The organism is Plastoroseomonas arctica (genome assembly GCF_018128965.1).
GTDB classification, from domain to species: Bacteria; Pseudomonadota; Alphaproteobacteria; order Acetobacterales; family Acetobacteraceae; genus Plastoroseomonas; species Plastoroseomonas arctica.
In genome coordinates this window covers 65064-89812 of sequence record NZ_JAAEDH010000005.1, presented here as the reverse complement: position 1 = coordinate 89812, position 24749 = coordinate 65064, and the positions used below count along the sequence as shown (strand labels likewise).

Sequence of the window (24749 nt, the reverse complement as noted above, 5' to 3'; positions counted from 1 at the left end):
GAGGTGCCACCGCAACCGTGCGTGGCACGCCGCGTTACGGTTCGGCACCGACAATGGGTCGGCGCACCCCTCGCGCGGAGCGATCCCCATGCCCCTCGGTACAATCCTGATCATCATCCTGGTTCTGCTGCTGGTCGGCGCGCTGCCGAACTGGGGCTACAGCCGCAGCTGGGGCGCCTACCCCTCGGGCGGCATCGGCATCATCCTGCTCGTGGTCATCGTGCTGCTGCTGATGGGCCGCATCTGAGCCCATTCGACAGACGTCGCGTGATGGTTTCTCCTGGGCGGAACGCCGCCCAGGGGAAACGCCATGACCACCGATGCCACGCATGATCCGCAGCTGCGATCGCGCGTCGACGCCGCCAATGCCGAGGGCGCGGATTTCCCGATCCAGAACCTGCCGCTGGGCATATTCTCGACGCCGGGAACCAGGCCGCGCGGCGGCATCGCCATCGGCGACCAGATTTTCGACATTGCCGCCGCCCGCGCCGCGGGGCTGCTGACCGGACCCGCCGCCCATGCCGCCGAGGGCGAGACGCTCAATCCGCTGATGGCGATGGGCAACGACAGCGCGGCCGCCTTGCGCGCCCAGGCTCAGGCGCTCCTCGCCGAGGGTGCCACCGAGGCACTGCCGCTGGTGCCCATGTCAGCGGCGACGATGCAGGTGCCGGCGGCGATCGGCGCGTTTTCCGACTTCTTCTGCTCCTACGACCACACGCTGCGCGGCGGCCGCGTCTCGCGCCCCGACAGCCCGGTGCCGGCGGCGTTCAAATGGTTGCCCATCGCGTACAACAGTCGCGCCTCCTCGGTGCGTCCCAGCGGCGCGGATGTGGTGCGGCCCAACGGTATCCGCGGCGTGAGCGGCGGCGGCGCCACCTTCGGCCCCTGCACCGCGCTGGATTTCGAGCTGGAATTCGCCGCCTTCATCGGCCCCGGCAATGCGCTCGGCACGCCCATCCCGCTGTCGCGGGCGCGCGACCACCTGTTCGGCTTCTGCCTGCTCAACGACTGGTCCGCGCGCGACGTGCAGCGCTTCGAGAGCACCCCGCTCGGCCCCTTCCTGTCGAAGTCGCTGCACACCACCATCTCGCCCTGGGTGGTCACCGCCGCCGCGCTGGAACCCTTCCGCGCCGCCGCGCCCAAGCGGCACGAGGGCGACCCGCCGCTGCTGCCGCATCTCGACGACCCCGGAGACCGCAGCCTCGGCCACTACGACATATCACTCGACTGCGAATACACCCCGCGCGGTGCCGCGCGCGGCGAGCGCATCGTGGCGACGCATCTGCGCAACCTCTACTGGACGCTGGGCCAGATGCTGACGCACCACGCCAGCAATGGCTGCAACCTTGGCCCCGGCGACCTGATCGCCACCGGCACCATCTCCGGCCCCGAGGATCACGAGCGCGCCTGCATGAACGAGATGACGCTGGGCAAGCAGCCCATCCGCTTCGCCGACGGCACCGAGCGGATGTACATCGAGGATGGCGACCGCGTCACCTTCCGCGCCCGCGCCCAGCGCGAGGGCTACGTCCCCATCGGCTTCGGCGAATGCACGGGCGTGGTGCTGCCCGCCCCCGCCTGGCCCACCGCTTAAAGGGAGAACCACACCATGGCCCGCCGCTTCATCGACATCTCGGTGGCACTCAAATCCGGCATTGCGAGCGACCCGCCGCGCATGCTGCCGCAGATCGAGTACCACGATCACCACATGACCGCGCCCGCGATGGCCGCCGAATTCGGCATCCCCATCGACGCGCTGCCGGAGGGCGAATACGCCGCGGTCGAGCGGGTGAGCATCAGCACCCACAACGGCACGCATCTCGACGCGCCCTACCACTTCTTCTCCCGCATGAACGAGCGCCTGGTGCCTGGCGGGGAGCCTTCGTGGCGCATCGACGAGGTGCCGCTGGAATGGTGCTTCCAGCCCGGCGTGAAGCTCGATTTCCGCCACTTCGCGGATGGCTACGTCGCCACCCCCGAAGACGTCCAGGCCGAGCTCGCGCGCATCGGCCACACGCTGTCGCCGCTCGAAATCGTGGTGATGAACACGCGGGCCGGCAGCCGCTACGGCGAGGATGACTACATCCATTCGGGTTGCGGCATGGGCAAGGATGCGACGCTGTGGCTGCTCGACCAGGGCGTGCGCGTCACCGGCACCGATGGCTGGTCCTGGGACGCGCCCTTTTCGCTGACGAAGCAGCGCGTCGAGGCGACCGGCGATGTCGGCCTGATCTGGGAAGGCCACCGCGCCGGACGCGAGATCGGCTACTGCCACATGGAGAAGCTGTCCAAGCTGGAGACCCTGCCCGCGACCGGCTTCACCATCGCCTGCTTCCCCGTGAAGGTCCATCGCGGGTCAGCGGGTTGGACGCGCGCCGTCGCGATCATCGAGGAATGAGGCGCGCGCTCCTCCTCGCCGCGCTGCTCGCGGCGACGCCGGCCGGGGCCTTTCCCGACCGGCCCATCACCATGGTGCTGCCCTACGCGCCGGGCAGCGCGTCCGACAGCTATGGCCGCGCGCTCGGCGAGCATTTCTTGCGCGTGCTCGGCCAGCCGGTGGTGGTGGTGAACCGCGACGGCGGCTCCGGCGTGGTGGGCATGCGCTTCACCGCACTCAGCGCGCCCGATGGCCACACCATCGCGCTCACACCCATGACGGCCGTGGTGGTGCAGCCGCATCTGGTGCGCAACACCGGCACGTCGCCCGAGAATTTCGCGCCGATCTGCGGCACCAACGAGAACATCCTGGGCCTGCTGGTGCGCAGCGAGAGCCCGATCCGCGACCTCGCCGGCGTGGTCGCCGAGGCGCGTCGCCGGCCGCTGACCTTCGGCAGCCCCGGGCCGAATTCCCTGCCCCAGCTTGCCATCTGGCGCGTCCAGCGCGCGGCGGGGGTGGAGTTTACCCACGTGCCCTTCCGCGGCGATCCGCCGCATCTGAACGAGACGGTGGCGGGGCGGCTGGATTTCTCCGCCGCAGTGGTCGCCTCCGCGACGGGGCTGATCGAGGGCGGGCGGCTGCGCCTGGTCGCGGTGTTCTCCGCGCGCCGCCACCCGGACTACCCCGACGTGCCGACCGCGCGCGAACAGGGGGTGGATGCGGAGCAGCTCAGCCAGGTGGGCCTCTACGCGCCGCGCGGCACGCCCGAGGCGGTGCTGAACCAGCTCGAGGCCGCCTGCCGCACGGGCACCGAGGACCCGGCCTTCCGCCGCGTGGCGGCCGCCAGCCGCGTGCCGGTGAACTTCCTCTCGCGCGCCGATTTCACCGCGATGGTGGCGCGGGAATTCGAAAGCTACCGCGTCATCCTGCGATCGCTGGGCGTGGAGCCGGAAGGCTGATCAGTCCTTGCCGAGATAGGCCGTCGCGTCGATCTCCACCAGGCAATCTGGCGAGCCCAGCCCGGTGACGATGCAGGAGACGCGGTGCGGCGGGTCCTCGGCGAAATTGGCGAAATACACCTCGTTCATCGGCGCCCAGTTCGTCCGGTCCGTCACGTAGACGGTGCATTTGACGATGTCGCGCATGGTGCCGCCCGCCTCCTCCACCAGCGCGCGGATGTTGTCGAGCGCCTGCTGCGTCTGCGCGCGCACGTCGCCGATCGCGAACTGCCCCTGCAGGTTCCGTCCCGTCGAGCAGGCGAACAGGAACCCGCCGGCCAATGTGGCCTGCGCAAAGGGCAGCGACGGTTTCTGGACCTTGTCGGAATAGATGGCGCGCTTGGGCACGGGGGATCCTTTCACAGGCGGGACCCGAGGCTAGGCGCCGCGCTCGGCCCGGGTCCAGCCTCGGGCGCGATGGCGGCGGCGGCGGCCTGCGTGGTAAACGTCTCCGGTGACCCGCCCCGCCTTCGTGACCACGGACGATCTCGCCGCCGACCTCCGCCCCCTGGGCGTACCCGCGGGTGGCGTGCTGATGGTGCATTCCTCGCTCGCCAGCCTCGGGCGCGTGCTCGGCGGCGCGCCGGCCGTCGTGCGCGCGCTGCTGGCAGCGCTCGGCCCGGCGGGCACCCTGGTCATGCCGGCCTTCTCGCCCGAGGTGTCGGACCCCGCGCGCTGGGCGGATTGGACGGGCGAGGCGCTGGAGCGCGCCCGCGCCGCGCTGCCCGCCTTCGATCCGGACACCACGCCCACCACCATGGGCGCGATCCCCGAGACCTTCCGCCGCTGGCCGGGCGCCCGGCGCAGCGCGCATCCACAGGTCTCGGTCTGCGCCCTTGGCCCGCGCGCGGTAGAGATCGTCGCCCCGCACGCGCTCGCCTGGGGCCAGGGGGAGGGATCGCCCTTTGCGCGGCTGGCCGCGATGGACGCCGCGCTGCTGCTGCTCGGCGTCGGGTTCAACAGGGCCACGCTGCTGCATTATGCCGAGAGTCGCGTCCCGCACGGGCGGCGCAAGACGCGCCGCATCCCCTTCGGCGAGGGCGCCCGCCGGGAATGGGTCGAGGTGCCCTGCATCGGCGATGATCTCGACACGCATTTCCCGCCGCTCGGGGCGACCTATGTCGCGGCGGGGCGGGCGCGGACGGGCATGGTCGGCGCGGCGGATGCAGTGCTCGCTTCCTCCGCCGATCTCGTCGCCTTCGCCACGGCGTTTCTCGGCAGCGCGCTGGCGGTCGATTGACACGGGCTGCGATGTTCGGGCGCAGTCCCGCCCATGATCACACGCCGCCCCCTGCTCCTCGCCGCCGCGACGTTGCCGCTCGCGGCCCCCGCCATCGCGCAGGCGCCGCGCCCGGCGCGCTGGGTCATCCCCTTCCCGCCCGGCGGTGCCGCCGATGCGATCGGGCGGCTCTGGGCGGATGCGGTGACCAGCACCACGGGACAGCCGGTGGTGATCGAGAATCGCGGCGGGGCGAATGGCGTGCTGGGCGTGCAGCAGGTGGTCCAGGCGCCGCCGGACGGCTTCACCCTCGGCGTCTTCTCCATCGCCTTCTTCACCGCGCTGCCGATCATGATGGCGCGGCCGCCCTATGACCCCGTGCGCGACCTGGCCCCGGTGGTGCAGCTGGTGACCTCCACGGTCATGTGCTGCGTCACCGCCGAGCGCGCGCGCGAGAGGGGCTGGGCGGATTTCGCCTCGCTCATCGCCTGGGCCAAGCGCCCCGGCAACCGGCTGACCAAAGGCTCCGCCGGCAATGGCAGTGCGGCGCATCTGCTGATCGCGACCATCGCGCGGCGCACGGGTGCGGAGATCGAGCACGTGCCCTATCGCGGCGGCGCGCCGGCGCTGAACGACCTCATCTCCGGCAATATCGACATGGTGTTCGACTTCATGCCCGCGCTCATGCCGCATGTGGCGTCGGGACGCCTGGTGGCCCTCGCGGTCGGCTCCAACGCGCGTTCGCCGCTGATGCCGGAGGTCCCGGGCCTGGGCGAATTCGCCTCCCTCGGGATCGGGGATCTCGACATGCAGTCCTGGAACGCGCTGACCGCGCCGGGTGCGACGCCCGCCCCCGTCCAGGCCGAGATCGCCGCCGCCATCCGGCGCAGCCTGGCGGCACCGGAGCTGGACCGCCGCCTGCGCGCCGCCGGCCTCATCCCGGTCATCACCGAGGGCCCGGCCGAGACGCGGGCCAAGATCGCCGCCGATGCGCCGCGCTGGCGCGAGATGGTGGAGACCTCCGGCGCGCGGATCGAGTGAGGCTCACGCCCGCTCCACATCCCGCGCCGCGGTGTCGATCAGCGTGACAATCGCGGCCAGTTGCTCCTCGCTCAGCCCGCCGCGCATCATCCGGAAGCGCAGCGCTGTCTTGAGGTTGTGCATCGCGCGGATCACCTGCATCGCCGACCCGGCCGGCCGGCCCGAGCGCATGCCCTCGATGCGCGCGAAGATGGCCTCGACCTGCGCCGCGGCGGCCTCCAGCACCCGCTCGCCCTCCTCCGTGATGGTGTGCAGCTTCTTGCCCCCCTCCTCGGGCGTGACGGCGACCTGGCCGAGATCCTCGAGCAGCGTCAGCGTCGGGTAGATGGTGCCAGGGCTTGGCGAATAGGCGCCGGCGAGCCGCTCCTCGATCTCCTTGATGATCTCGTAGCCGTGCCGCGGCTTGATCTGGATCAGCTTCAGCACGACCAGGCGCAGCTCGCCCTGGTCGAAGAAGCGCGCGCCGCCGCGGCCGCCTTCGCGGCCCGGATGGCCTTCGCCGAAGACGCGGTCGCGGAAGCCGCGGCCGGCGAAGCGGCGTCCTTCGCCGCGATGGTGACAATGTCCGAACATGGTTTGGTTCCTCGGTTGCTCCGATAGGGTTTCGATATATCGGTGACTTCGATATAACGAAACTCAGTCGGACTTCAACCCCTTTCACCCAACATCCTTTGACGCGGAGGCAATCTGCCCTATCTGCACGCCAGCACAGGCGACCGGGCCTGCGCCCAGGATTCCCATGACCGACACGCCACTTTCCCTGATCCGCAATTTCTCGATCATCGCCCATATCGACCACGGCAAATCCACGCTCGCCGACCGCCTCATCCAGCACACCGGTGGCCTCACCGCGCGCGAGATGACCGAGCAGGTGCTCGACAACATGGACATCGAGAAGGAGCGTGGCATCACCATCAAGGCGCAGACCGTGCGCCTCACCTACCCGGCCAAGGACGGCAAGACCTACGTCCTGAACCTGATGGACACTCCCGGCCACGTGGACTTCGCCTACGAGGTCTCCCGCTCCCTCGCCGCCTGCGAAGGCTCGCTCCTCGTCGTCGATGCCTCGCAAGGCGTCGAGGCGCAGACGCTCGCCAACGTCTACCAGGCCATCGACGCGCATCACGAAATCGTCCCCATCCTCAACAAGATCGACCTCCCCGCCGCCGAGCCCGAGCGCGTGCGCCAGCAGATCGAGGATGTCGTCGGCATCGACGCTTCCGAAGCCGTCGAGATCAGCGCCAAGACCGGCCTGAACATCGAGGGCGTGCTGGAAGCGATCGTAACCCGCCTGCCCCCGCCCACCGGCGATGCGTCCAAGACGCTGACCGCGCTGCTGGTCGACAGCTGGTACGACGCCTACCTCGGCGTCATCGTGCTGGTGCGCGTGCGCGACGGGCACCTCAAGCGCGGCATGAAGATCCGCATGATGGCCAAGGGCCAGACCCACATCGTCGAGCAGGTCGGCGTCTTCACGCCCAAGATGATCGCCGTCGACACGCTCGGGCCGGGCGAGATGGGCTACGTCACCGCCGCCATCAAGACGGTCGCCGACACCAACGTCGGCGACACGCTCACCGACGACCGCAACCCCGCCACCGTCGCGCTGCCCGGCTTCAAGCCCTCCATCCCCGTGGTCTGGTGCGGCCTGTATCCCGTCGATTCCGACGATTTCGAAAAGCTGCGCGAGTCACTGGGCAAGCTTCGCCTCAACGACGCCAGCTTCCACTTCGAGGCGGAGTCCTCGGCCGCGCTGGGTTTCGGCTTCCGCTGCGGCTTCCTCGGCCTGCTCCACCTCGAGATCATCCAGGAACGCCTGTCGCGCGAATTCGACCTGGACCTGATCGCCACCGCCCCCTCCGTCGTCTACCGCCTGCGCGACAACAAGGGCGTGGTGTCCGACCTGCACAACCCCGCCGACATGCCCGACCCGACGCTGATCGCGGCCATCGAAGAACCCTGGATCAAGGCCACCATCCTGGTGCCCGACGAATACCTGGGCTCGGTCCTCACCCTCTGCTCCGAACGCCGCGGGCAGCAGGTGGAACTCACCTATGTCGGCAGCCGCGCGATGGCCGTCTATCGCCTGCCGCTCAACGAAGTGGTCTTCGACTTCTACGACCGCCTCAAATCCGTCTCCCGCGGCTACGCGAGCTTCGACTACACCATCGACAGCTACCAGGAAGGCGACCTGGTCAAGATCTCCATCCTGGTGAACGCCGAACCCGTCGACGCCCTGTCCTTCATGGCGCACCGCAGCCAGGCCGACCGGCGCGGACGCTCCATCTGCGAGAAGCTCAAGGAACTCATCCCCCGCCAGCTCTTCAAGATCCCCATCCAGGCCGCCATCGGCGGGCGCGTGATCGCGCGCGAGACCATCTCCGCCATGTCCAAGGACGTCACCGCGAAGTGCTACGGCGGCGACATCTCGCGCAAGCGCAAGCTGCTGGACAAGCAGAAGGAAGGGAAGAAGCGCATGCGGCAGTTCGGGAAGGTGGAGATCCCGCAGAGCGCGTTCATCGCTGCCCTGAAAATGGACGCCTGAAGCAAGCAAGGCGAGGGGCTTCGCCCCCTCGACCCCGACCAGGGGCAGCGCCCCTGGACCGCTTGAAATACCGCTCGATCAACGTTACATGTAACGGATGAGCGGCTCCAACACCTCCAGGCGCGTCGCCGCGCACCGCGCCGAGCTGCGCAAGCGCGGCCTCCGGCCCATCCAGATCTGGGTGCCCGACACGCGCGCGCCCGGCTTCGCAGAAGAAGCCCGCCGCCAATCCCGCATTGTCGCGGCCGAGCCGGACCACGACGAGGTCATGGACTTTCTCGAGCGCGTCTCCATCGCAGACGAAGACATCGACGACATTCCCGATACCCGTGCGCCGCGGTGACATCGTCCTGATCGCCGATCGCGGCGGCGGCGACTATGCCGGCAAGCCGAGGCCAGCGGTCATCGTGCAATCGGAGCTTTTCCCCGAGACCAACTCAATCACGCTCTGCCTCCTGACCACGCACATGAGCGGCGCACCACTTTTGCGCGTGGCGGTCGAACCCGGCGAGCGGAGCGGCTTGCGCAACACCAGCCATATCCAGATCGAGAAGCTGACCACCATCCGCCGCGATCGCGTCGCCGCCACCATCGGTCGCATCTCGACTGAGGAGAGCCTGGCCCTCAACCGCAGCCTCGCGGTCTTCCTGGGTTTTGGGTGAGGCGCGCGCCGCCTGTTCACCCTTTCCAGCCGCGAACGCCGCCCGCACACTCCCCCTCATGACCCACCCCCTCCGCATCGGCATCTGGGCCCTCGTCCACGGCAACCGCGCCGCCCTCAACGACCCCGAGGAACCCTACGACGCCTCCTGGCCGCGCAACCAAGCCCTCGTCCAGGAAGCCGAATCCCTCGGCTACGACTGCGTCCTCGTCGCCCAGCATACCGCCAACCCGCACAAGGAATCCCTCGACCAGCTCGAAGCCTGGACCGCCGCCGCCGCCATGGCCGCCACCACCTCCCGCATCGAAATCATCGCCGCGATAAAACCCATGCTCTACCACCCGGTCGTGTTGGCGAAGATGGCGCTGCAGATCGAGCACATCAGCCAGGGCCGCTTCGCCATCAACCTGGTCAACGCCTGGAACCAGCGCGAGATCGTCAACGCCGGCATCCACTTCCTCGAACACGACGCCCGCTACGCCTACGGCGCCGAATGGCTCGAATGCGTCACCTGCCTGATGCAGGGCGAACGCCTCTCCCACCACGGCGCGCATTTCCAAATCGAGGACTACATGCTCCGCCCCGCCGGCACCTTCCGCCCGCGCCCGCGCATCTATGTCGGCGGCGAATCCGAACCCGCCCGCGCACTCTCCGCCGCCCAGGCCGATGTCTGGTTCATCAACGGCCAGCCGCTGCCCGACGTGCAGGCCCTCATCGCCGACGTCGCCCGCCGCCCCCGCCCCGGCGAACCACTGCGCTACGGCCTCTCCGCCTTCGTCATCGCGCGCGAGACCGAGGCCGAGGCGCAGGCCGCCTATGAACGCCTGCTCGCGCTGGCCGCCCAGGACACCGACATCAAGGCCTATGTGAAGGCCAACACGGACCCCGCCGTGGTCATGCGCCAGACCATGGCGAAATCCATCCGCGTCGGCACCAATGGCGGCACTGCCGCGGGCCTGGTCGGCAGCTACGACCAGGTGGCGCAGCGCATCGCTGCCTTCCACGCCGCCGGCATCGAGACCCTGCTGCTGCAGTTCCAGCCCTTCGAGGCCGAGATGCGCCGCTTCGCCCGTCACGTGCGCCCGCGTATCGCTGGCTGAGACATATCCACACTTTTAATTGTTGCAAGGCCGGCGCGATCCGCGCTCTAGCTTCACCAAGCCTACCAGCATCTCCCTCGTGCCCGACGAGAGATCCATGCCCGCGCGCTTCCTCGCCTACCTCGCCACCGCCGGGGCCGAGACGCTCAGCGCCGCCACGCTCTGTGCCCAGGCGCGCGCGATGTGGCCCGGCGCGCCCACCATGGACCTCAAGCCGCTGCTCGCCATCACCGCGCCCGAGGAGATGGGCGGCGGGCCCGGCTTCGTCGTCGAGGCCGCGAGCCAGCGCTACACCATCCTCTTCGTCGCAACCCCGCTGCCGCAGGACGCCTACGCTTCCCCGGTCGAGATCACCCGCATTTGGCCCGGCGCGCGCATCGCGATGGCGAGCCACAGCGCGCATGTCGTCATCGCCACCTCCTCCACGCTCGCGACCCATCCCCAGGCGCTCTACGGCGCCTCCGCGCTCAGCCTCATCATTGCCGCGCTGACCACGCTGCTGCCCGCGGTCGCCGTCGTCTGGAGCACCGGGGAGACGATCACCCCGCCCGAGACCTTCCGCGAGGCCACACTCGCGCTGCAGCGCAGCCGCATCCCCGTCGCCGAATGGGTCGGGTTCCGCTGGATCCAGGCGGAGCCGAACCTGCAGGGCGAGCGGCCTTTGGTGGTGCTGACCACCGGCCTCGAACCCTTCATCGGCCGCGAGATCGAGCTGGTGCCGAGCCCGCTGCCGCCGGCGCTGCTGCTCGATCGCCTCACCGGCGCATGCCAGTCCCTGATCGTGTCGGGCGACGGGGTCGCCAACAACGACACGCTCGGGGTCTCGCATGCCGAGCGCATCCGCGTGCGCCATCGTCGCGAGGGCCTGCGCCCAGGTGTTCCGGTGCTGGAACTCACCGTGGAGGCGCCCGACGCCGGGCCGGAGGAGGAGGCGCCGCGCCGCTTCGGGCGCAAGCGGCCGGGGTGAGCGCCCGAAGACACCAATCTTGAACTAGGATTTTTATCCTGTCATGCTGCGGGTTCTTCGACCAGAAGGCGCCGCATGCAACCCGCCCCGCGCTACACCCCCCGCCGCCCGGCCGCCGCCTTGACGGACGCGGAATGGGCCATCCTCGCCCCGCATTTCACCCGCGCCGACCACGCCCCTGGCCGCCCGCTTTCGGCCGATGCGCGCACCCGCATGGATGCCTTCCTCCATCTCGCCGTCACCGGCGCGCCGTGGCGCGCGGCCCCCGCCGCGGCCGGCAAGCCCAACACCGTCGCGCGGCACTTCGTGCGCCTGGCCGAGGCCGGCCTGTGGTCGCGGCTGCTCGAAGCCGTGGCCAAGCCCAATGCGCCGCCCGGGCTTCGCGCGATGGATTACTGGATCTGCCGGCTCGCGCGGCGGGCGATGCGCGTGCTGGGCATGCGCGGCCTGGCCCTCGCGCGCCGGCTCGGCCGGCTCACGGCGCTGCCGATGCTGCCCTGGTTCCTGCCCGACCCGGATTTGTCCCAAACCATCCAGGCCGTGATTTTATCCGAGCTGAGAAAGCTGCCCGACCAGCGTCCGCCACCCGGGCTGCTGGCCGGGCTCGGCCGTTGCCTGCGCAATGCGGCCGGGCGCGCCACCTGGTCACGCCAGTTCGCACCACCCTGAGCGCGGATCAGGCGGCCAGCAGGCCGCTCACCAGCATGGCGATGCCGCTCAGCAGCAGCAGCGCCTGCACCGCGCGCACGAAGTGGCGCTCGCCGAGCGCGCGGCACACGCGCAGCCCCATCGCGGTGCCCAGGATGGCAGGCAGCGCATACGCCATCACCGTGGCGTCGAACGGCGGATGCCCGGTCGCCGGCGCCATCAGCGTGATGGTGGCGAGGATCGCGACCTGCATCACCAGGATGAAGGGCTGCATCACGCCGCGCTGGCGCTCCTTGGGCCAGCGCTGCAACCCGATCCAGACGGTGAGCGCGGCCGAGGGGAAGGCCGCGATGCCGCCGGTGATACCGCCCAGCCCGGCCGCCAGCAGATCCAGCCAGAGGTTGGGCGCGTGCGCCTGCGCCTTGGCCGGGCGCAGGATCGACCACAGCGCGGAGGCGCAGATCACCGTGCCGATCGCGGTGAGGCTCGCGGCCTTGGGCAGCACCAGCAGCAGGTGCACCCCGATCGGCACCGTCGCGAGCCCGGCCAGCAGCAGCGGCGCGATCGCGCCCAACGCGATGTGGCGGCGGAACTCCCACACGTTGAGCACCTGCATCACGATGCTGCACACCAGGATGATGCGCACCGCCGCAACCGGCTCGACCGCGAGAAACGCGAGCGCGGGCGCGCAGAAGGCCGACATCGCGAAGCCGCCGATCGAGGCGATGCCCACCGCGGCGAACACCGCGACCGCCACCAGCCCCGACAGCCCGCTGCCCGGCATCGCCTGCCCGCCGAGCCCGAAGCTCAGGCAGGTGAGGCCGGCGAGCAGCGGCAGCAGCATCAGCCGCGGGCGCATCGCCATGACCGCGGCCGCCATCAGAGTGCCGCCGGCGGCGCCGGGGCGGACCCGCCGTGGCGGAGCGAGCGGGTGCGCAGCGGCTCGGCACCGGCGGCGGGCCGCTCCGTCGCGCCGGGCGCCGCGCGCTCGTGGTGCCGGGTCGGCCCGGTCAGCAGCATGACCAGGCCGAGCAGCGCGAACCAGGCCAGCGCGATGGCGACCATGCGCCACAGCATCGGCGCCATGCCGTCGCCGTCGGCGGGTGGGCCGAGCCGGTCGGCGCTCATGGTGCCGTCTCCGGCACGGTAGCGATCGCCACGTCCAGCGCGGTCGGCGCCGGCGCGAGAGACTGCCGGCCCGTGTAGTCCTCGGAATAGAAATCCGAGTGCGCGTCGAGCCGGTCGGCATCGCCGGGCCCGACGTAGTCGCGGATGGCGGGGTCGCGCTGCCACGTCCGGCGCAGCGCGTCGCGCCGCTCGATGGTGAACTCCGGCGTCGCGGCGGGCGCTGGCTGCGCCCATCCCTGGCCCGCCGCGGTCATCAGGATCACCGCCGCGAGGACGGCCTTGAGAGGCGAAGGCTGCATGACACCGATCTCCCGCGGGTCCCGCCACGGCGCGCGCGACCCCGCGCAACCCCCTGCCGCACGAAGACCGGGCGCCCCGCCCCGCCTGGACGGGGGGATGGGGCCGGACCCGGCGCCGCATCGGCCGCCGTGGAGAGCAGTTTCGGGGTCGGCGCACAGCCCTTCGCTTGCGCTGCGTTATTGCAGCGCAAAATCGTTCGCAGGGGGAGGCGAAGGATGCTTGCTCCTGACGCCGTGAGTGGTGAGAGTGATTGTATCAGGCGCCGAAGGGATGCCGCGGGGCACAGCGCCCGGCGGCAAGAGGAAGGTGCCGTGACAGGAGGGGTCGCCGATGATGTCATCGATCGCTCTCCCGGCGCGTGAGCAACGCGCGCCCGTGGTGCAGTTCTCCCTGTTCGGTCGCTTCCGGGTCTGGAGCGACGCGGCGCCCGATCTGTTGCCGCGCACGCGCAAAAGCCGCGCCGTCCTGGCCATCCTGGCACTCGAGGGCGGCCGCCCGGTGCGCCGGACCCGCATCGCCGGCCTGCTGTGGGACCGCGTGCCGGAGGAGCAGGCGCGCAACAGCCTCCGCCAGGCCGTCTCCGAGCTGACCAACGCGCTGCGTGGCGCCGGCGTCGCGGTGCTCGACGCGCGCCGCGACGACCTCCGCCTGCACGCCGATGCCTGCGTCATCGACCTCGCCGCGTTCGAGAACGCGGCGCCGGGCGAGCGTGTCGCCTGGCCGCAGGCAGCGCTGCTGGAGGATCTGGGCGAGCTCGCCCCCGCCTTCGACCAGTGGCTGCATGGCGAGCGCGCCCGCATCGACCGCCGCCTGCGCGAACGCATGGAGGCGGAGATCGAGCGTCTCTGCCGCGCCGACTCCCCGCCCGAGCAGCGCATCGCCGCCGCGCGCGACCTGCTCGCGCGCGATGCCACGCATGAGCGCGCCTGGCGGCTGATCATCCGCTCGCTCGCCGACATGGGCGACACCGGCCAGGCTCTGCGCGAATACATCGCCTGCGAGACGGCGCTGCGCCGGCTTCTCGACGCCGCGCCCTCGGCCGAGACCCGCGCGCTGCGCGACCTGCTGCGCGGCACCTCCCCGGCGCGCCCGGCACTGGCGCCGGCGCCCATCCCGCAGCAACGCGCCCGTGCCCTGGCCATGACCGTGCCGGCGCGGGCGCCGGTCGCACCTGCGCTCGCCCCCATCGACCACAACCAGCGCCAGGCCTCGATCGCGGTGCTGCCCTTCGCCGCGCCGGCCGGCCAGGCGGATGCGATCCTGCTCGCCAACGGCCTGGTCGAGGGCGTGATCCACGAGCTGTCGGGCCTGGGCGACCTGTTCGTGATCGGGCGCGGCACCTCGCTCGCCTACACGCAGCAGCCGCTCGACCCGCGCGTGGTCGGCGCCGAGCTCGGCGTGCGCTACATCCTCAGCGGTTCGGTCAGCAGCTCGGGCCCGCGTCTGCGCATCTTCAACGAGCTGATCGAGACCGTCGGCGGTTCCGTCGTGCGCGCCGACCGGCGCAACGTGGCGCTCGACGACCTGTTCGACCTGCAGGACACGCTCACCGCGGAGATCGTGAGCGCCATCGCGCCGTCGGTGCGCGAGAACGAGCTGGCCCGCGCCCGGCGCAAGCCACCCTCGAGCCTCACCGCCTACGACCTGCTGCTGCGCGGCCTCGACCGGATGAGCTGGCTCGAGCCCACCGCCTTCGCCGAGGCCGGGCGGCTGCTGCGGCGGGGCATGGAGCTCGACCCCGGCTTCGCCGCCGTGCGCAGCCACGCCGCCACCTGGCACAACTACAACCTCGCCCAGGGCTGGAGCTCGGACCCGGCGGCCGACACCGCCGCCGCCGCGCGCCTCGCCGGCGAGGCGCTGGAGCGCGACCACAACGACGCGGTCGCACTCGCCATCCAGGGCCAGACGCTGTCCTTCACCCGGCGCGACTACAGCGCGGCGCGGCACTTCCTCGACCGCGCGATCTCCGTCGGGCCTTCCGCGTCGCTCGCCTGGACGCTGAGCAGCACCACCCATGGCTGGACCGGTGACGGCGAGAGCGCGGTGGCGCACGCGATGCGCGGGCTGCGCCTGTCGCCGCGCGATCCCTTCGCCTTCTTCACCGAGCACATGGTGAGCCAGGGCCACTACGTGGCCGGCGACTTCGACGAGGCGGTGCGCTGGGGCCGCAAGGCCTTCGCGAGCAACCCGATGCTGACCTCGAACCTGCGCACGCTCGCCGCCGCGCTCGTGATGCAGGGCGAGATCGATGCCGCGCGCGAGATGGCCGCGCAGGTCGTGAAACTGCAGCCGGACTTCTCGCTGCGGCGCTTCCTCGCGCGAACGCCGTTCTCGCAATCCATCCGCGACGCACATGGCGAGAGGCTGCGCCTCGCCGGGCTGCCGAGCTGAAAGCAACACGTCTCCACCGGGAAAGGTGATCCGATGTCGAACATGGGTGACATGGGTGATATGGGCGACATGGGCGACATGGGGGACATGGGCGGCGGCGCCGGCGTGCCCCTGCCCTTCCGCTCCGACCTGCCCTTCGACAAGGAGGATGCGCAGACCTGGCGCAAGGGCCCGGCCGGCTGGGCGTGGGTGAAGAGCACGCCCGCCTCCGACCTCGAGGCGCTGCCGGCACTGTCGAGCATCACCTGGACCCCGCGCGACTGGAGCGGCAAGTGGTCCGCCTGGCTGATCCTGAGCGAATTCGCGACCACCAAGCCGTGGAAGACGATTGCCCTGTCGCCGTTCCCGACCGGCGGCAAGGCGCTGGCGGACGAGAAGGACGCGCTGTTTGCCGCGGCCCAGGACGAACGCGCCGACGCCATCGGCGAGATCGTGGCGCAGAACGAGACCTACGAGGACTGCATCTCCTACTTCGCGGGCCTGCTGCGCTTTTCCAGCCGCACCCATGGCAAGACCTTCCGGCTGATGCATGTGGCGGGGATCGTGGGCATCCTCACCTCCATGCATTTCAAGAACGTGTACCTACGGCCGCGCCCCTCCCAGCTGTGGCCGGCGCTGCTGCCGCCCATCGAGGTGCCGGGCCACCCCGCCTTTCCCTCCGGCCACGCCACGCAGTCGATGCTGATGGCGCAAATCCTGGACGCCATTCTGGCCGGCTCACCGCGCGCGGCGGCCACACCCATGCTGCACGCCATGGCCCATCGCATCGCGCGCAACCGCGAGATCGCCGGGCTGCACTACGCGTCCGACAGCCGCGGTGGCTTCGAACTGGCCGGCGAGGCCTATGCGCTGCTGGCCACCTGCCCGCTCTTCATCGCCGCCCTGGCCGATGCGCGCGCCGAATGGGGTGCGCCATGACCGAGCCCGACGCGGGCGGGGGCAACGGACCGACGCTGCCGCCGGCGGGGTTCGACCCGGTGAACATCGCGACCGACCGCGACCGCCTGGCCGAGTTCGGGCTGCCGCCGGCACCCGATGCCGCGAAGGACCCGGCGCTGTTCGCGCATTGGTCGAGCCTGTTCGGGCCGGACACGGCGTTCGTGCCCGCCGACACGCGACCAGCCTCGCCGGCCGAACGCCTGTTCCGCGCCATGAAGTCGATGGCGCTGCGCCGCGTGGGCGCGCGCCCGGCGAGCCGGCTCTCGTTGAGCGGCAACTGGTCCGGCGGGTGGATCGCCGCCAATCGCAGCGAGCGTTTCCGTGCCGTCGCCGCGCGATGGCAGGTGCCCAGCGTCGCCATCGGCGCACCCGAGGATGCGAATGGCGAGCCCTACCGGTGCAGCATCTGGGTCGGGCTCGACGGCAAGCATCGGTGGGCCGCGTCCATGCCGCAGCTCGGCACCGAGCACACCGCCGGCCCCGATGGCGGGCACCGGTTCTGGTGGCAATGGTGGGTGCGGGGCAGCACCGATCTGCAGCACTACGTGGACGGCCTGCCGCTGGCGGCGGGCGACCAGGTGCTCTGCTACCTCGCGATGCTTTCCACCACGCGGGTGGTGTTCTGCTTCGCCAATCTCTCGCAGGGGAAGACTGCCTTCGCGACGGTGGCCAAATCCGCCGCGCCGATGCGCGGCAGCACCGCGGAATGGATCCTGGAGCGGCCCGCGAACGGAGAGGTCGTGGGCAATGAGGTGATCACCGGCAACCTCTTCCCGATGCCGGATTTCGGGCTCGTCACCTCGGCGGACTTTGCCGCGAGCTGCGTGCGGCTCAATGACCCCTCCGTGGCGCGGCCACGTTTCTTGCGGCCTTGCCGGATGATCCAGAACGGGACGGTGCGCGCGGCCCCGGTACGGATCGCCGTCACCGCGCGGACCGAGCGCTACCGGGAGCGCGACCTTCGGATCCGGTACCAGCGACCCAAGTGATCTGTGTCAGGCCGCGAGGCGCAGGATCGCCTCGACGTCGGCCGCGTCGCGCACCGGGCGCGGGTTGGTGGCGATCGGCGCGTCGCCGGTCCAGCGCGCGGCGAGGCCGGGAATATCCGCCGCGCCGATCCCCTGCTCCGACAGCCGTGTGGGCAGGCCGAGCGCGCGCACGAAGCGCTCAATGCCGGGTCCCGCTGCCTCCGCCCGGAGGATCTGCGCGACGCGGGCTTGCCGCGCTTCGTTCACCGGCGCGTTCCAGCGCATCACGGCGTGCAGCATGAGGCAGGAGGTGATCCCATGCGGCACCCCCTTCGCGCCACCCAGGATGTAGCCGATGCCGTGGCTCGCCCCGACGGGCACGCCCGACCAGCCACCCATCACCGAAAGCCACGCCGCCTGCTGGCAGGCCGCGCGGGCGATGAGGTCGTCCGGTGCGCGATGCACGCGCGGCAGGTGCTCGGCCAGCATCTCCATCGCCTGCAGCGACACCGCGTCGGAGAAGGGCTGCGGCGCCGTCGAGCACCAGCGCTCCGCCGCGTGGTCAAGCGCGCGGATGCCCGAGGAGAGCAGCAGCGCTGCCGGCGTCTCCAGCGTCGCAGCCGGGTCCAGGATGACCGCGCGCGGCACCATCCACGGATCGAGCGCGCGGTACTTCCGCCCCGCGACGAGATCGGTGTAGCCGGCATGCGGCGCGAACTCGGCGGCGGACAGGGTCGTGGGCACGGCGATAATGCGCGGTGTCGGCGTTGCGCCGTCCCAGAAGGCAGGCTCGCTGCCGCGTGACGTCGCCGCGCCGATCAGCGACGCGTGGTCGACAAGCGCTTGCCAGGCTGCAAGGCAGGCCACCTTGCTGCCGTCGATGACCGAGCCGCCGCCCACCGCCACGACCAGGTCCGCCCGCTCGGCGCGCAGCAGCGCGGCAAGGGCCAGGACATCCTCCACCGGGCTGTGGGCGCGCATGGTTGCGAAGACGCCTGCGAGCCGGGCGCCGATGGCGGCTTTCGCGGCCTGCACCAGCGCGCCGCCCGCCAGCGACCGCGTGGTGACCAGGATGACGCGCTCCGCGCCGGCAACCTCGCGCGGCAGCGCCTCGGCGAGCGGGACGCCGTGATGGACGCGGCCCTGCGCGGGCCATTGATGGAGATGCGCGCTCATCGCTCGTCCTTTGCAAGGCGGCGAGGATGCGGCGCCGATCGCATCCGGGCAAGCGGGCCCGCGGTGGCGCGCCCGCTACTCCGCGGCATTGAAGCGGCTGAAGTCGGGCTTGCGCTTCTCCTGGAACGCCGCCACGGCCTCCGCCGCCTCGGGCCCGCGCAGCAGCGCCGCGAAGCGGGCGAACTCCGCCTCCATGTGCTCGGAGAGCGGCGCGGCGCCCGATTGCCGAAGCAGGCGCTTGGTCGCGGCGATCGCCGAGGGCGGCTTCGCGGCCAAGCGCCGCGCGACCGTCTCCGCGGTCGCCATCAGCTCGCCGATTGGGACCACGGCATTGACGATGCCCGCACGCAGCGCTGTCGCCGGCGTGAAGGCGTCGCCAAGCATGAGCAGCTCGTTGGCCAGCAGCTGCCCGGCACGTTGCGGGACCAGCAGGGAGGAGCCGCCCTCCGGACAAAGGCCGAGATCGACGAAGGGCATGCGGAAGACGGCATTCTCCCCGGCGTAGACCAGGTCGCAGTGGAGCAGCAGCGTGGTGCCGATGCCGATGGCGTAGCCCGCCACCGCGGCGACCACCGGCTTCGGGCAGGCGCGCAGCACGGCGAGGAAGGCCTGCGCCGGGGACGCCGCATCCGACATGGCATCGCCGCGCGCCTTGAAGTCGCCGACGTCATTGCCGGAGGTGAAGCATTCGGTGCCGCCGGTGATCATCACCGCGCGGACGGACGGCCTCGTCGCCGCTTCGTCGAGTGCTTCCGCCATCGCCGCATACATCGCGCGCGTCAGGGCGTTCTTCTTCTCGGGCCGGGCGATGCGGATGCTGCGCAGCCCGTCATCATCGGTGACTTCGATCTCGCTCATGGCATGCTCCCGTTCGCTCCCGCCATGATCGGCCGAACCGCGCCGCCGATCCAGCCCGGATGCCCCCGGGCTAGGCCGCGCCGCCGGCATCTGCTGGGATGCGCCCGGCGGCGACAGACAGGAGAGACAGATGGACAAGGTCAAGCTGGGCGGCTCGGGCATCACGGTTCCGCCGGTGATCTTCGGGTGCAACGTCTTCGGCTGGACGGTGGACAAGGCGCAGTCCTTCCGGCTTCTCGATGCGCTGGTGGAGAGCGGCCTGAACGCGCTCGATACCGCCGACGTCTATTCGTACTGGGTGCCCGGCAACACCGGCGGCGAGTCCGAGACGATCATGGGCGAGTGGCTGAAGGCGCGCGGCCGCCGGCATGACGTGCTGATCCTGACCAAGGCGGGCATGGAGATGCCGGGCAAGGGCAAGGGCCTCTCGCCGGCCTGGCTCGCAACGGCGGTCGAGGATTCGCTCCGCAGACTCGGCACCGACGTGATCGACCTCTACCAGGCGCATCGCGACGACGAGGTCACGCCACACGCCGACGTGCTCGGCGCCTTCGATATGATGATCAAGGCAGGCAAGGTCCGCGCGATCGGCGCCTCCAACTATTCGGCCGCGCGGTTCAAGGAAGCGCTGGCGACGAGCACCGCGCAGGGCCTGCCGCGGTTCGAGACCATGCAGCCGCACTACAACCTGCTGGAGCGCGGGATCGAGGCGGACCTGCTGCCGCTCTGCGCCGCCGAGGGGGTGGGCGTGATCCCGTACTACTCGCTCGCTTCGGGCTTTCTCAGCGGCAAGTACCGGAGCGAGGCCGATTTCGGCAAGAGCCCCCGCGGCGCACGCGGTGCCGGCAAATACCTCGACGCCAAGGGCCTGCGCGTGCTCGCCGCGCTGGACGAGACGGCCGCGCGCTATAATGCCACGCCGGCGCAGGTGGCACTCGCCTGGTTCAAGGGACGGCCGGGTCTCGCGGCACCCATCGCCAGCGCGACGACACTCGACCAGCTCGCGGATCTCGCCAAGGCAGCCGCACTCACGCTCGATGCCGAGGCGATCGCGATGCTCGACGCGGCGAGCGCCTGAGATGGCATTCCTCGAGCGCCCCGATGGCCGCATCCACTACGAGGTGCATGGCGAGGGCTTCCCGGTGCTGCTCTTCGCGCCGGGCGGGCTGCGCTCGCGCATGGAGATGTGGCCCGGCACGCGCCCCTGGGTCGACTGGACGCGCGCCCTCCCGGCGGCGGGCTTCTGCGCCGTCGCGATGGACCAGCGCAATGCCGGGCAGTCACGCGCGGCGATCGAGGCCGACCATGGCTGGCACACCTACACGGCCGACCACCTGGCGCTGATGGACGCGCTGGGCTTCGCGCGCTTCCATGTGCTCGGCGGCTGCATCGGCGGCAGCTTCTGCCTCAACGCCGTGGCCACTGCACCGACGCGCGTCACGGCCGCGGTCCTGCAGAACCCGATCGGCTGGAACCCCGACCATCCGACCTACTTTCCCGACAGCCACCGCGAATGGAGCCGCGAGCAGCGCGAGGCGCGGCCGGAACTGGACGAAGAGGCCCTCGCGTCCTTCGGCGCGAACATGTGGGGAGGCGATTTCGTGTTCTGCGTCGGCCGCGACGTGGCCCGCCATTGCCCGGTGCCCACGATGCTGCTGCCAGGCACCGACGTCCCCCACCCCGCGGTGACCAGTACGGAACTCGCGGCCCTGCTGCCGGGCGTGGAGGTGCTGACGCCGTGGCGCGGGCCGGAGCACCTTGCCGCGCAGGAAGCCGGCGTGGTGGCGTTCCTCCGCCGGCACAAGCCGGAGGGCTAGCGGCCCCCGCCCCGTGGGCTAGGATCGGCGCAAGGGCCGCGCTCAAGCGGCTCGCAGAGGAACCGGTCCATGAGAATGCTGGTACTGGCCGCGATCGGCCTGCTCGCCCTGCCTGCCCTGGCGGCCGACCCGCTGCCGCGCGGGACACCCGAGAGCCTCGGCTTCTCACCCGAGCGTCTCGGGCGCATCCGCACCACGCTCGAGGCCGATATCGCGCGCGGGCAATTGCCCGGCGCGGTCGTCGCGATCGCGCGGCGGGGCCGCCTCGCCTATTACGAGGCGTTCGGCCATCTCGACGGCGCACGCACGCGCCCGATGCCGATCGACGCCATCTTCCCCATCGCGAGCATGACCAAGCCGCTCACCGGCGTGGCCATGCTGACGCTGCTCGAGGAGGGCCGCCTGTCGATCGGTGACCCGATCACGCGCTTCTTCCCGCAGCTCGGCAATCGCCAGGTCGCGGTCGATGGCAATCCGGAACGCCTGGTGCCTGCGACGCGCCCGATCACGCTCATCGATCTCGCGCGCCACACCTCCGGCATCACCTATGGCGCGCGCGGCACCACGGCGCTGCACCGGCTCTATCCGCCATCGTCAAGCGGCGCGGCGCGGGAGTTCGACGCCGCGGGGCTGATCACGAAGCTTGCTTCCCTCCCGCTGCTGTATCAGCCCGGCAGCACTTGGGACTACAGCCTCTCGATCGATGTGCTCGGGCTCGTCGTCGAGCAGGTGACGGAGCAACGGCTTGGCGAGGTGCTGGAGGCCCGCGTGTTCCGCCCGCTCGGCATGGTCGATACCGGCTTCCTCGTGCCCGAGGCCAGCCGCGCGCGCTATGCCACGCCATTGCCGACGGACCCCGCGACGCGCCAGCCGCAGCAGGTGGAGATGGGCCTGGTCCAGCCGCGCTTCGACTGCGGCGGCGGCTGCGCCGTCTCCACCGCGCATGACTACCTCCGCTTCGCGCAGATGCTGCTCGCGGGCGGCAGGCTCGGCGAGGCGCGCATCCTCTCCCGCTCCAGCGTGGCCGAGATGACGCGCGACCACATGCATGCCGGCATCGCGAACAACCTCACCGGCACCGAAGGCAACATGGTGAACTGGGGCTTCGGCCTGACCGTCGCGGTGCGGCGCGAGGGCGGCAGCGCGCTGCTCGGCAATCCCGGCATGTTCAGCTGGAACGGCGCCTATGGCACGGCGATGTTCGTGGATCCGCACGAGGATCTGGCGGTGGTGTTCATGGCCGCGACGCCGGGGCTGCTGCGGCAGTACTACCGTCGCGTGATCAATGCGCTTGTGTACCAGGCGCTGGATGACTGAGCGTCAGACGGCGCTCCCGGAGCGCCGCCTCATCTTCGCGACATCGTAACGCGCCAATTGGGCGCGTGATCATGCGCCGGCGCTGCCGGTCCCGTGCGTCATCAAGTCCAGCGCAATATAGCTTCTTGGCTGCATGGCGTTGCCGGTTATCGTGATCTCGACGCCTCTCCCAGTGATGCAACGCGGCGCAAGGCCAGGCTTTAGCCCGCAACGCCACTCGTACGGGAATGCGTCATGAAAGCGATCACTTGGCACGGCAAAGGGGACATGCGCTGCGAGACAGTGCCAGACCCCAAAATCGAGGATGGTCGCGACGCGATCATCAAGGTCTCCGCCTGCGCCATCTGCGGCTCCGACCTTCACCTCATGAACGGCATCATCCCGAGCATGGAGAGCGGCGACATCGTCGGCCATGAATGCATGGGCGAGGTCGTCGAGGTCGGCCGCGACAACAAGGCGCTGAAGGTGGGTGATCGGGTCGTCGTGCCGTTCACCATCGCTTGCGGCGAATGCTTCTTCTGCGCCAAGGGCTTCTTCTCCGGCTGCGAACGCTCCAACCCAAACGCGAAGCTGGCTGCGAAGCTCTGGGGTCATTCCCCGGCGGGGCTGTTCGGCTACTCGCATTTGCTCGGCGGCTACAGCGGCGGCCAGGCGGAGTACGTGCGCGTGCCTTTCGCCGATGTCGGACCGATCAAGGTCCCCGACGGCATGAGCGACGAGCAGGCGCTGTTCCTCTCGGACATCTTCCCGACCGGCTACATGGGCGCGGAGTTCTGCGACATTCAGCGCGGCGACACGATTGCCGTCTGGGGCTGCGGCCCGGTCGGCCAGATGGCGATCCGCAGTGCGTTCCTGCTCGGTGCGGAACGCGTCATCGCGATCGACACCGTGCCCGAGCGCCTGGCGATGGCCCGCGACGGTGGCGCCGAGACGCTCGATTTCCACGAGGTCGATGTCTACGACGAGATCCAGTCGCGCACGCATGGCCGCGGCGCCGATGCCTGCATCGATGCCGTGGGCACCGAAGCCGATGCGACGGCCAGCTTCGATTCCGTTCTGGATCGCATCAAGACCGCGACTTTCATGGGCACCGACCGCCCGCATGTGCTGCGCCAGGCGATCAACTGCTGCCGCAACTTCGGCACGGTCTCGATCATCGGTGTCTATGGCGGCTTCCTCGACAAGATCCCGTTTGGCTCCGCGATCAACCGTGGGCTGACGTTCCGCATGGCGCAGACGCCAGTGCAGCGATACCTGCCGATGCTGATGGAGCGCATCCAGAAGGGTGAGATCGATCCCTCCTTCGTCATCACCCATCGCGCCGGGCTCGAGGATGCACCCGACCTCTACAAGACTTTCCGCGACAAGAAGGATGGCTGCATCAAGGTGGTTCTCAAGCCCTGATCGGTCGGTGATGAAAGAAGGAATGGCACTCATGTCTGAAGGCAAACGGCCCCTGGCCATCGTCACCGGTGCTTCGACCGGCATCGGTCTGGAACTGGCCAAGAAGTGCGTCGAAGGTGGCTATGACCTGGTCATCGCTGCCGACGAGGCAGAAATTGAAACTGCGGCCGTGGAGTTGCGCGCGCCCGGCGTGATGATCGAGACGGTGCAGGCCGATCTCGCGACGATTGAGGGCGTGGACACCCTGCTCAGTGCCATCGGCGGGCGCCCCGTTGATGCGCTGTTGGCAAACGCAGGGCGCGGCCTCGGCCACGGCTTCCTCGACCAGGATTTTGGAGAGGTGCGCAGGGTCGTCGATACGAACATCACCGGCACCATCTACCTGGTGCAGAAGATCGGCCAGGCGATGCGCGCGCGCAACGCCGGGCGGATCCTGATCACGGGCTCCATCGCGGGCTTCATGCCGGGCAGTTTTCAGGCGGTCTACAACGGCACCAAGGCCTTCCTGAACTCCTTCTCCTGGGCCATCCGCAACGAGCTGAAGGAGACCGAGGTGACCGTGACGTGCCTGATGCCCGGGGCCACCGAGACGGAATTCTTCGAACGCGCCGGGATGCTCAACACCAAGGTCGGCGAAGCGAAGAAGGACGATCCCGCCATGGTCGCGAAGGTCGGCTACGATGCGATGATGCGCGGCGATGGCGACGTCGTGGCCGGCCTGAAGAACAAGATCCAATCGGCGGTCGCCAACGTGTTGCCGGCCGCGGTGACGGCCGAGATGCATCGCGGGATGTCAAAGCCCAAAGATGGGGAATGACGCGCCGCGATAGCGCGGCATGCGAAGATTGTGCACGGTGGCGAGGCCTAGGAAGGGCGTCGTGTATCAGAGGGGTGG

At 70.3% G+C, this 24749-nt stretch carries 27 protein-coding genes; 20 read left to right on the top strand and 7 right to left on the bottom strand.

Annotation, left to right across the window (positions count from 1 at the left end):
* Window positions 1-88 precede the first annotated feature (88 nt).
* The 4 genes from GXW79_RS06325 to GXW79_RS06310 all read left to right on the top strand — a co-directional run bounded on the left by GXW79_RS06325 (window position 89) and on the right by GXW79_RS06310 (window position 3336).
* Window positions 89-247 carry a DUF3309 family protein gene (locus GXW79_RS06325; RefSeq protein ID WP_211873508.1) on the top strand — a complete coding sequence of 53 codons (159 nt, stop codon included), beginning with the start codon at window positions 89-91 and terminating at the stop codon, window positions 245-247.
* Between the two features lie 63 nt (window positions 248-310).
* Window positions 311-1594: a fumarylacetoacetase gene (gene fahA / locus GXW79_RS06320; RefSeq protein ID WP_211873507.1), complete on the top strand. Its 1284-nt coding sequence runs from the start codon at window positions 311-313 to the stop codon at window positions 1592-1594.
* 15 nt (window positions 1595-1609) lie between these two features.
* Window positions 1610-2398 (top strand): cyclase family protein, encoded by a 789-nt coding sequence (locus tag GXW79_RS06315; protein WP_211873506.1) that lies wholly within the window; start codon window positions 1610-1612, stop codon window positions 2396-2398.
* Window positions 2395-3336: a Bug family tripartite tricarboxylate transporter substrate binding protein gene (locus tag GXW79_RS06310; RefSeq protein WP_211873505.1), complete on the top strand. Its 942-nt coding sequence runs from the start codon at window positions 2395-2397 to the stop codon at window positions 3334-3336. The genes GXW79_RS06315 and GXW79_RS06310 overlap by 4 nt, the downstream gene beginning before the upstream one ends.
* Here GXW79_RS06310 and GXW79_RS06305 read toward each other — a convergent pair whose 3' ends face one another.
* Window positions 3337-3723, bottom strand: coding sequence for a RidA family protein (locus GXW79_RS06305; protein ID WP_211873504.1), 387 nt, complete (start codon window positions 3721-3723; stop codon window positions 3337-3339).
* 106 nt (window positions 3724-3829) lie between these two features.
* Here GXW79_RS06305 and GXW79_RS06300 point away from each other — a divergent pair, with 106 nt between their 5' ends.
* Together GXW79_RS06300 and GXW79_RS06295 are read left to right on the top strand one after the other, a co-directional pair.
* Window positions 3830-4615 (top strand): aminoglycoside N(3)-acetyltransferase, encoded by a 786-nt coding sequence (locus GXW79_RS06300; RefSeq protein ID WP_211873503.1) that lies wholly within the window; start codon window positions 3830-3832, stop codon window positions 4613-4615.
* 33 nt (window positions 4616-4648) lie between these two features.
* Window positions 4649-5635, top strand: a complete 987-nt coding sequence (locus GXW79_RS06295) for a Bug family tripartite tricarboxylate transporter substrate binding protein (protein WP_211873502.1) — start codon at window positions 4649-4651, stop codon at window positions 5633-5635.
* Window positions 5636-5638: 3 nt separating this feature from the next.
* Here the strand turns inward: GXW79_RS06295 and GXW79_RS06290 are convergent, their stop codons facing one another.
* Complete coding sequence (locus tag GXW79_RS06290; protein WP_211873501.1) at window positions 5639-6208, bottom strand: PadR family transcriptional regulator; 570 nt, start codon at window positions 6206-6208, stop codon at window positions 5639-5641.
* Between the two features lie 166 nt (window positions 6209-6374).
* Between GXW79_RS06290 and lepA the strand changes: the two genes are divergently transcribed.
* The 6 genes from lepA (at window position 6375) to GXW79_RS06260 (ending at window position 11577) form a co-directional block, all read left to right on the top strand.
* Complete coding sequence (lepA, locus tag GXW79_RS06285) at window positions 6375-8180, top strand: translation elongation factor 4 (protein WP_211873500.1); 1806 nt, start codon at window positions 6375-6377, stop codon at window positions 8178-8180.
* A 97-nt stretch (window positions 8181-8277) separates the two neighbouring features.
* Window positions 8278-8523 carry an antitoxin MazE family protein gene (locus GXW79_RS06280; RefSeq protein WP_211873499.1) on the top strand — a complete coding sequence of 82 codons (246 nt, stop codon included), beginning with the start codon at window positions 8278-8280 and terminating at the stop codon, window positions 8521-8523.
* Complete coding sequence (locus tag GXW79_RS06275; RefSeq protein WP_211873498.1) at window positions 8510-8842, top strand: type II toxin-antitoxin system PemK/MazF family toxin; 333 nt, start codon at window positions 8510-8512, stop codon at window positions 8840-8842. Before GXW79_RS06280 ends, GXW79_RS06275 begins: the two co-directional genes overlap by 14 nt.
* Window positions 8843-8900: 58 nt before the next feature.
* Complete coding sequence (locus GXW79_RS06270; protein WP_211873497.1) at window positions 8901-9941, top strand: LLM class flavin-dependent oxidoreductase; 1041 nt, start codon at window positions 8901-8903, stop codon at window positions 9939-9941.
* Window positions 9942-10038: 97 nt separating this feature from the next.
* The gene (locus tag GXW79_RS06265; protein WP_211873496.1) at window positions 10039-10908 is read left to right on the top strand and encodes a hypothetical protein; all 870 of its coding nucleotides are present in this window, start codon (window positions 10039-10041) and stop codon (window positions 10906-10908) included.
* Between the two features lie 75 nt (window positions 10909-10983).
* On the top strand, window positions 10984-11577 hold the full coding sequence (locus GXW79_RS06260; RefSeq protein WP_211873495.1) for a transposase: 594 nt from the start codon (window positions 10984-10986) through the stop codon (window positions 11575-11577).
* A 7-nt stretch (window positions 11578-11584) separates the two neighbouring features.
* Here GXW79_RS06260 and GXW79_RS06255 read toward each other — a convergent pair whose 3' ends face one another.
* The 3 genes from GXW79_RS06255 to GXW79_RS06245 are packed head-to-tail and all read right to left on the bottom strand — an operon-like array spanning window position 11585 to window position 12983.
* Complete coding sequence (locus tag GXW79_RS06255; protein ID WP_211873494.1) at window positions 11585-12436, bottom strand: sulfite exporter TauE/SafE family protein; 852 nt, start codon at window positions 12434-12436, stop codon at window positions 11585-11587.
* Window positions 12436-12684, bottom strand: coding sequence for a hypothetical protein (locus tag GXW79_RS06250; protein ID WP_211873493.1), 249 nt, complete (start codon window positions 12682-12684; stop codon window positions 12436-12438). The genes GXW79_RS06255 and GXW79_RS06250 overlap by 1 nt, the downstream gene beginning before the upstream one ends.
* On the bottom strand, window positions 12681-12983 hold the full coding sequence (locus GXW79_RS06245) for a hypothetical protein (RefSeq protein WP_211873492.1): 303 nt from the start codon (window positions 12981-12983) through the stop codon (window positions 12681-12683). Before GXW79_RS06245 ends, GXW79_RS06250 begins: the two co-directional genes overlap by 4 nt.
* A 331-nt stretch (window positions 12984-13314) precedes the next feature.
* Here GXW79_RS06245 and GXW79_RS06240 point away from each other — a divergent pair, with 331 nt between their 5' ends.
* The 3 genes from GXW79_RS06240 to GXW79_RS06230 are packed head-to-tail and all read left to right on the top strand — an operon-like array spanning window position 13315 to window position 17303.
* Window positions 13315-15375, top strand: a complete 2061-nt coding sequence (locus GXW79_RS06240) for a BTAD domain-containing putative transcriptional regulator (RefSeq protein ID WP_211873491.1) — start codon at window positions 13315-13317, stop codon at window positions 15373-15375.
* Between the two features lie 33 nt (window positions 15376-15408).
* The gene (locus GXW79_RS06235; protein ID WP_211873490.1) at window positions 15409-16293 is read left to right on the top strand and encodes a phosphatase PAP2 family protein; all 885 of its coding nucleotides are present in this window, start codon (window positions 15409-15411) and stop codon (window positions 16291-16293) included.
* The gene (locus tag GXW79_RS06230; RefSeq protein ID WP_211873489.1) at window positions 16290-17303 is read left to right on the top strand and encodes a G1 family glutamic endopeptidase; all 1014 of its coding nucleotides are present in this window, start codon (window positions 16290-16292) and stop codon (window positions 17301-17303) included. Before GXW79_RS06235 ends, GXW79_RS06230 begins: the two co-directional genes overlap by 4 nt.
* Before the next feature lie 6 nt (window positions 17304-17309).
* On the opposite strand, the gene GXW79_RS06225 is transcribed toward GXW79_RS06230, so the two are convergent.
* A complete protein-coding gene (locus GXW79_RS06225) occupies window positions 17310-18458 on the bottom strand; it encodes an iron-containing alcohol dehydrogenase (RefSeq protein WP_211873488.1) in 1149 nt (382 codons plus the stop codon).
* Window positions 18459-18533: 75 nt separating this feature from the next.
* A complete protein-coding gene (locus GXW79_RS06220; protein ID WP_211873487.1) occupies window positions 18534-19316 on the bottom strand; it encodes an enoyl-CoA hydratase in 783 nt (260 codons plus the stop codon).
* Window positions 19317-19446: 130 nt separating this feature from the next.
* On the opposite strand from GXW79_RS06220, the gene GXW79_RS06215 reads away from it, so the two are divergent.
* From GXW79_RS06215 to GXW79_RS06195, 5 genes are all read left to right on the top strand, one after another.
* Window positions 19447-20394 carry an aldo/keto reductase gene (locus GXW79_RS06215; RefSeq protein WP_211873486.1) on the top strand — a complete coding sequence of 316 codons (948 nt, stop codon included), beginning with the start codon at window positions 19447-19449 and terminating at the stop codon, window positions 20392-20394.
* Between the two features lies 1 nt (window position 20395).
* Window positions 20396-21133 (top strand): alpha/beta fold hydrolase, encoded by a 738-nt coding sequence (locus tag GXW79_RS06210; RefSeq protein WP_211873485.1) that lies wholly within the window; start codon window positions 20396-20398, stop codon window positions 21131-21133.
* A gap of 69 nt (window positions 21134-21202) precedes the next feature.
* Window positions 21203-22450 carry a serine hydrolase domain-containing protein gene (locus tag GXW79_RS06205; RefSeq protein WP_211873484.1) on the top strand — a complete coding sequence of 416 codons (1248 nt, stop codon included), beginning with the start codon at window positions 21203-21205 and terminating at the stop codon, window positions 22448-22450.
* Between the two features lie 234 nt (window positions 22451-22684).
* Complete coding sequence (locus tag GXW79_RS06200; protein WP_211873483.1) at window positions 22685-23854, top strand: zinc-dependent alcohol dehydrogenase; 1170 nt, start codon at window positions 22685-22687, stop codon at window positions 23852-23854.
* A complete protein-coding gene (locus tag GXW79_RS06195; protein WP_246503773.1) occupies window positions 23823-24671 on the top strand; it encodes an SDR family NAD(P)-dependent oxidoreductase in 849 nt (282 codons plus the stop codon). Before GXW79_RS06200 ends, GXW79_RS06195 begins: the two co-directional genes overlap by 32 nt.
* Window positions 24672-24749: the final 78 nt, after the last annotated feature.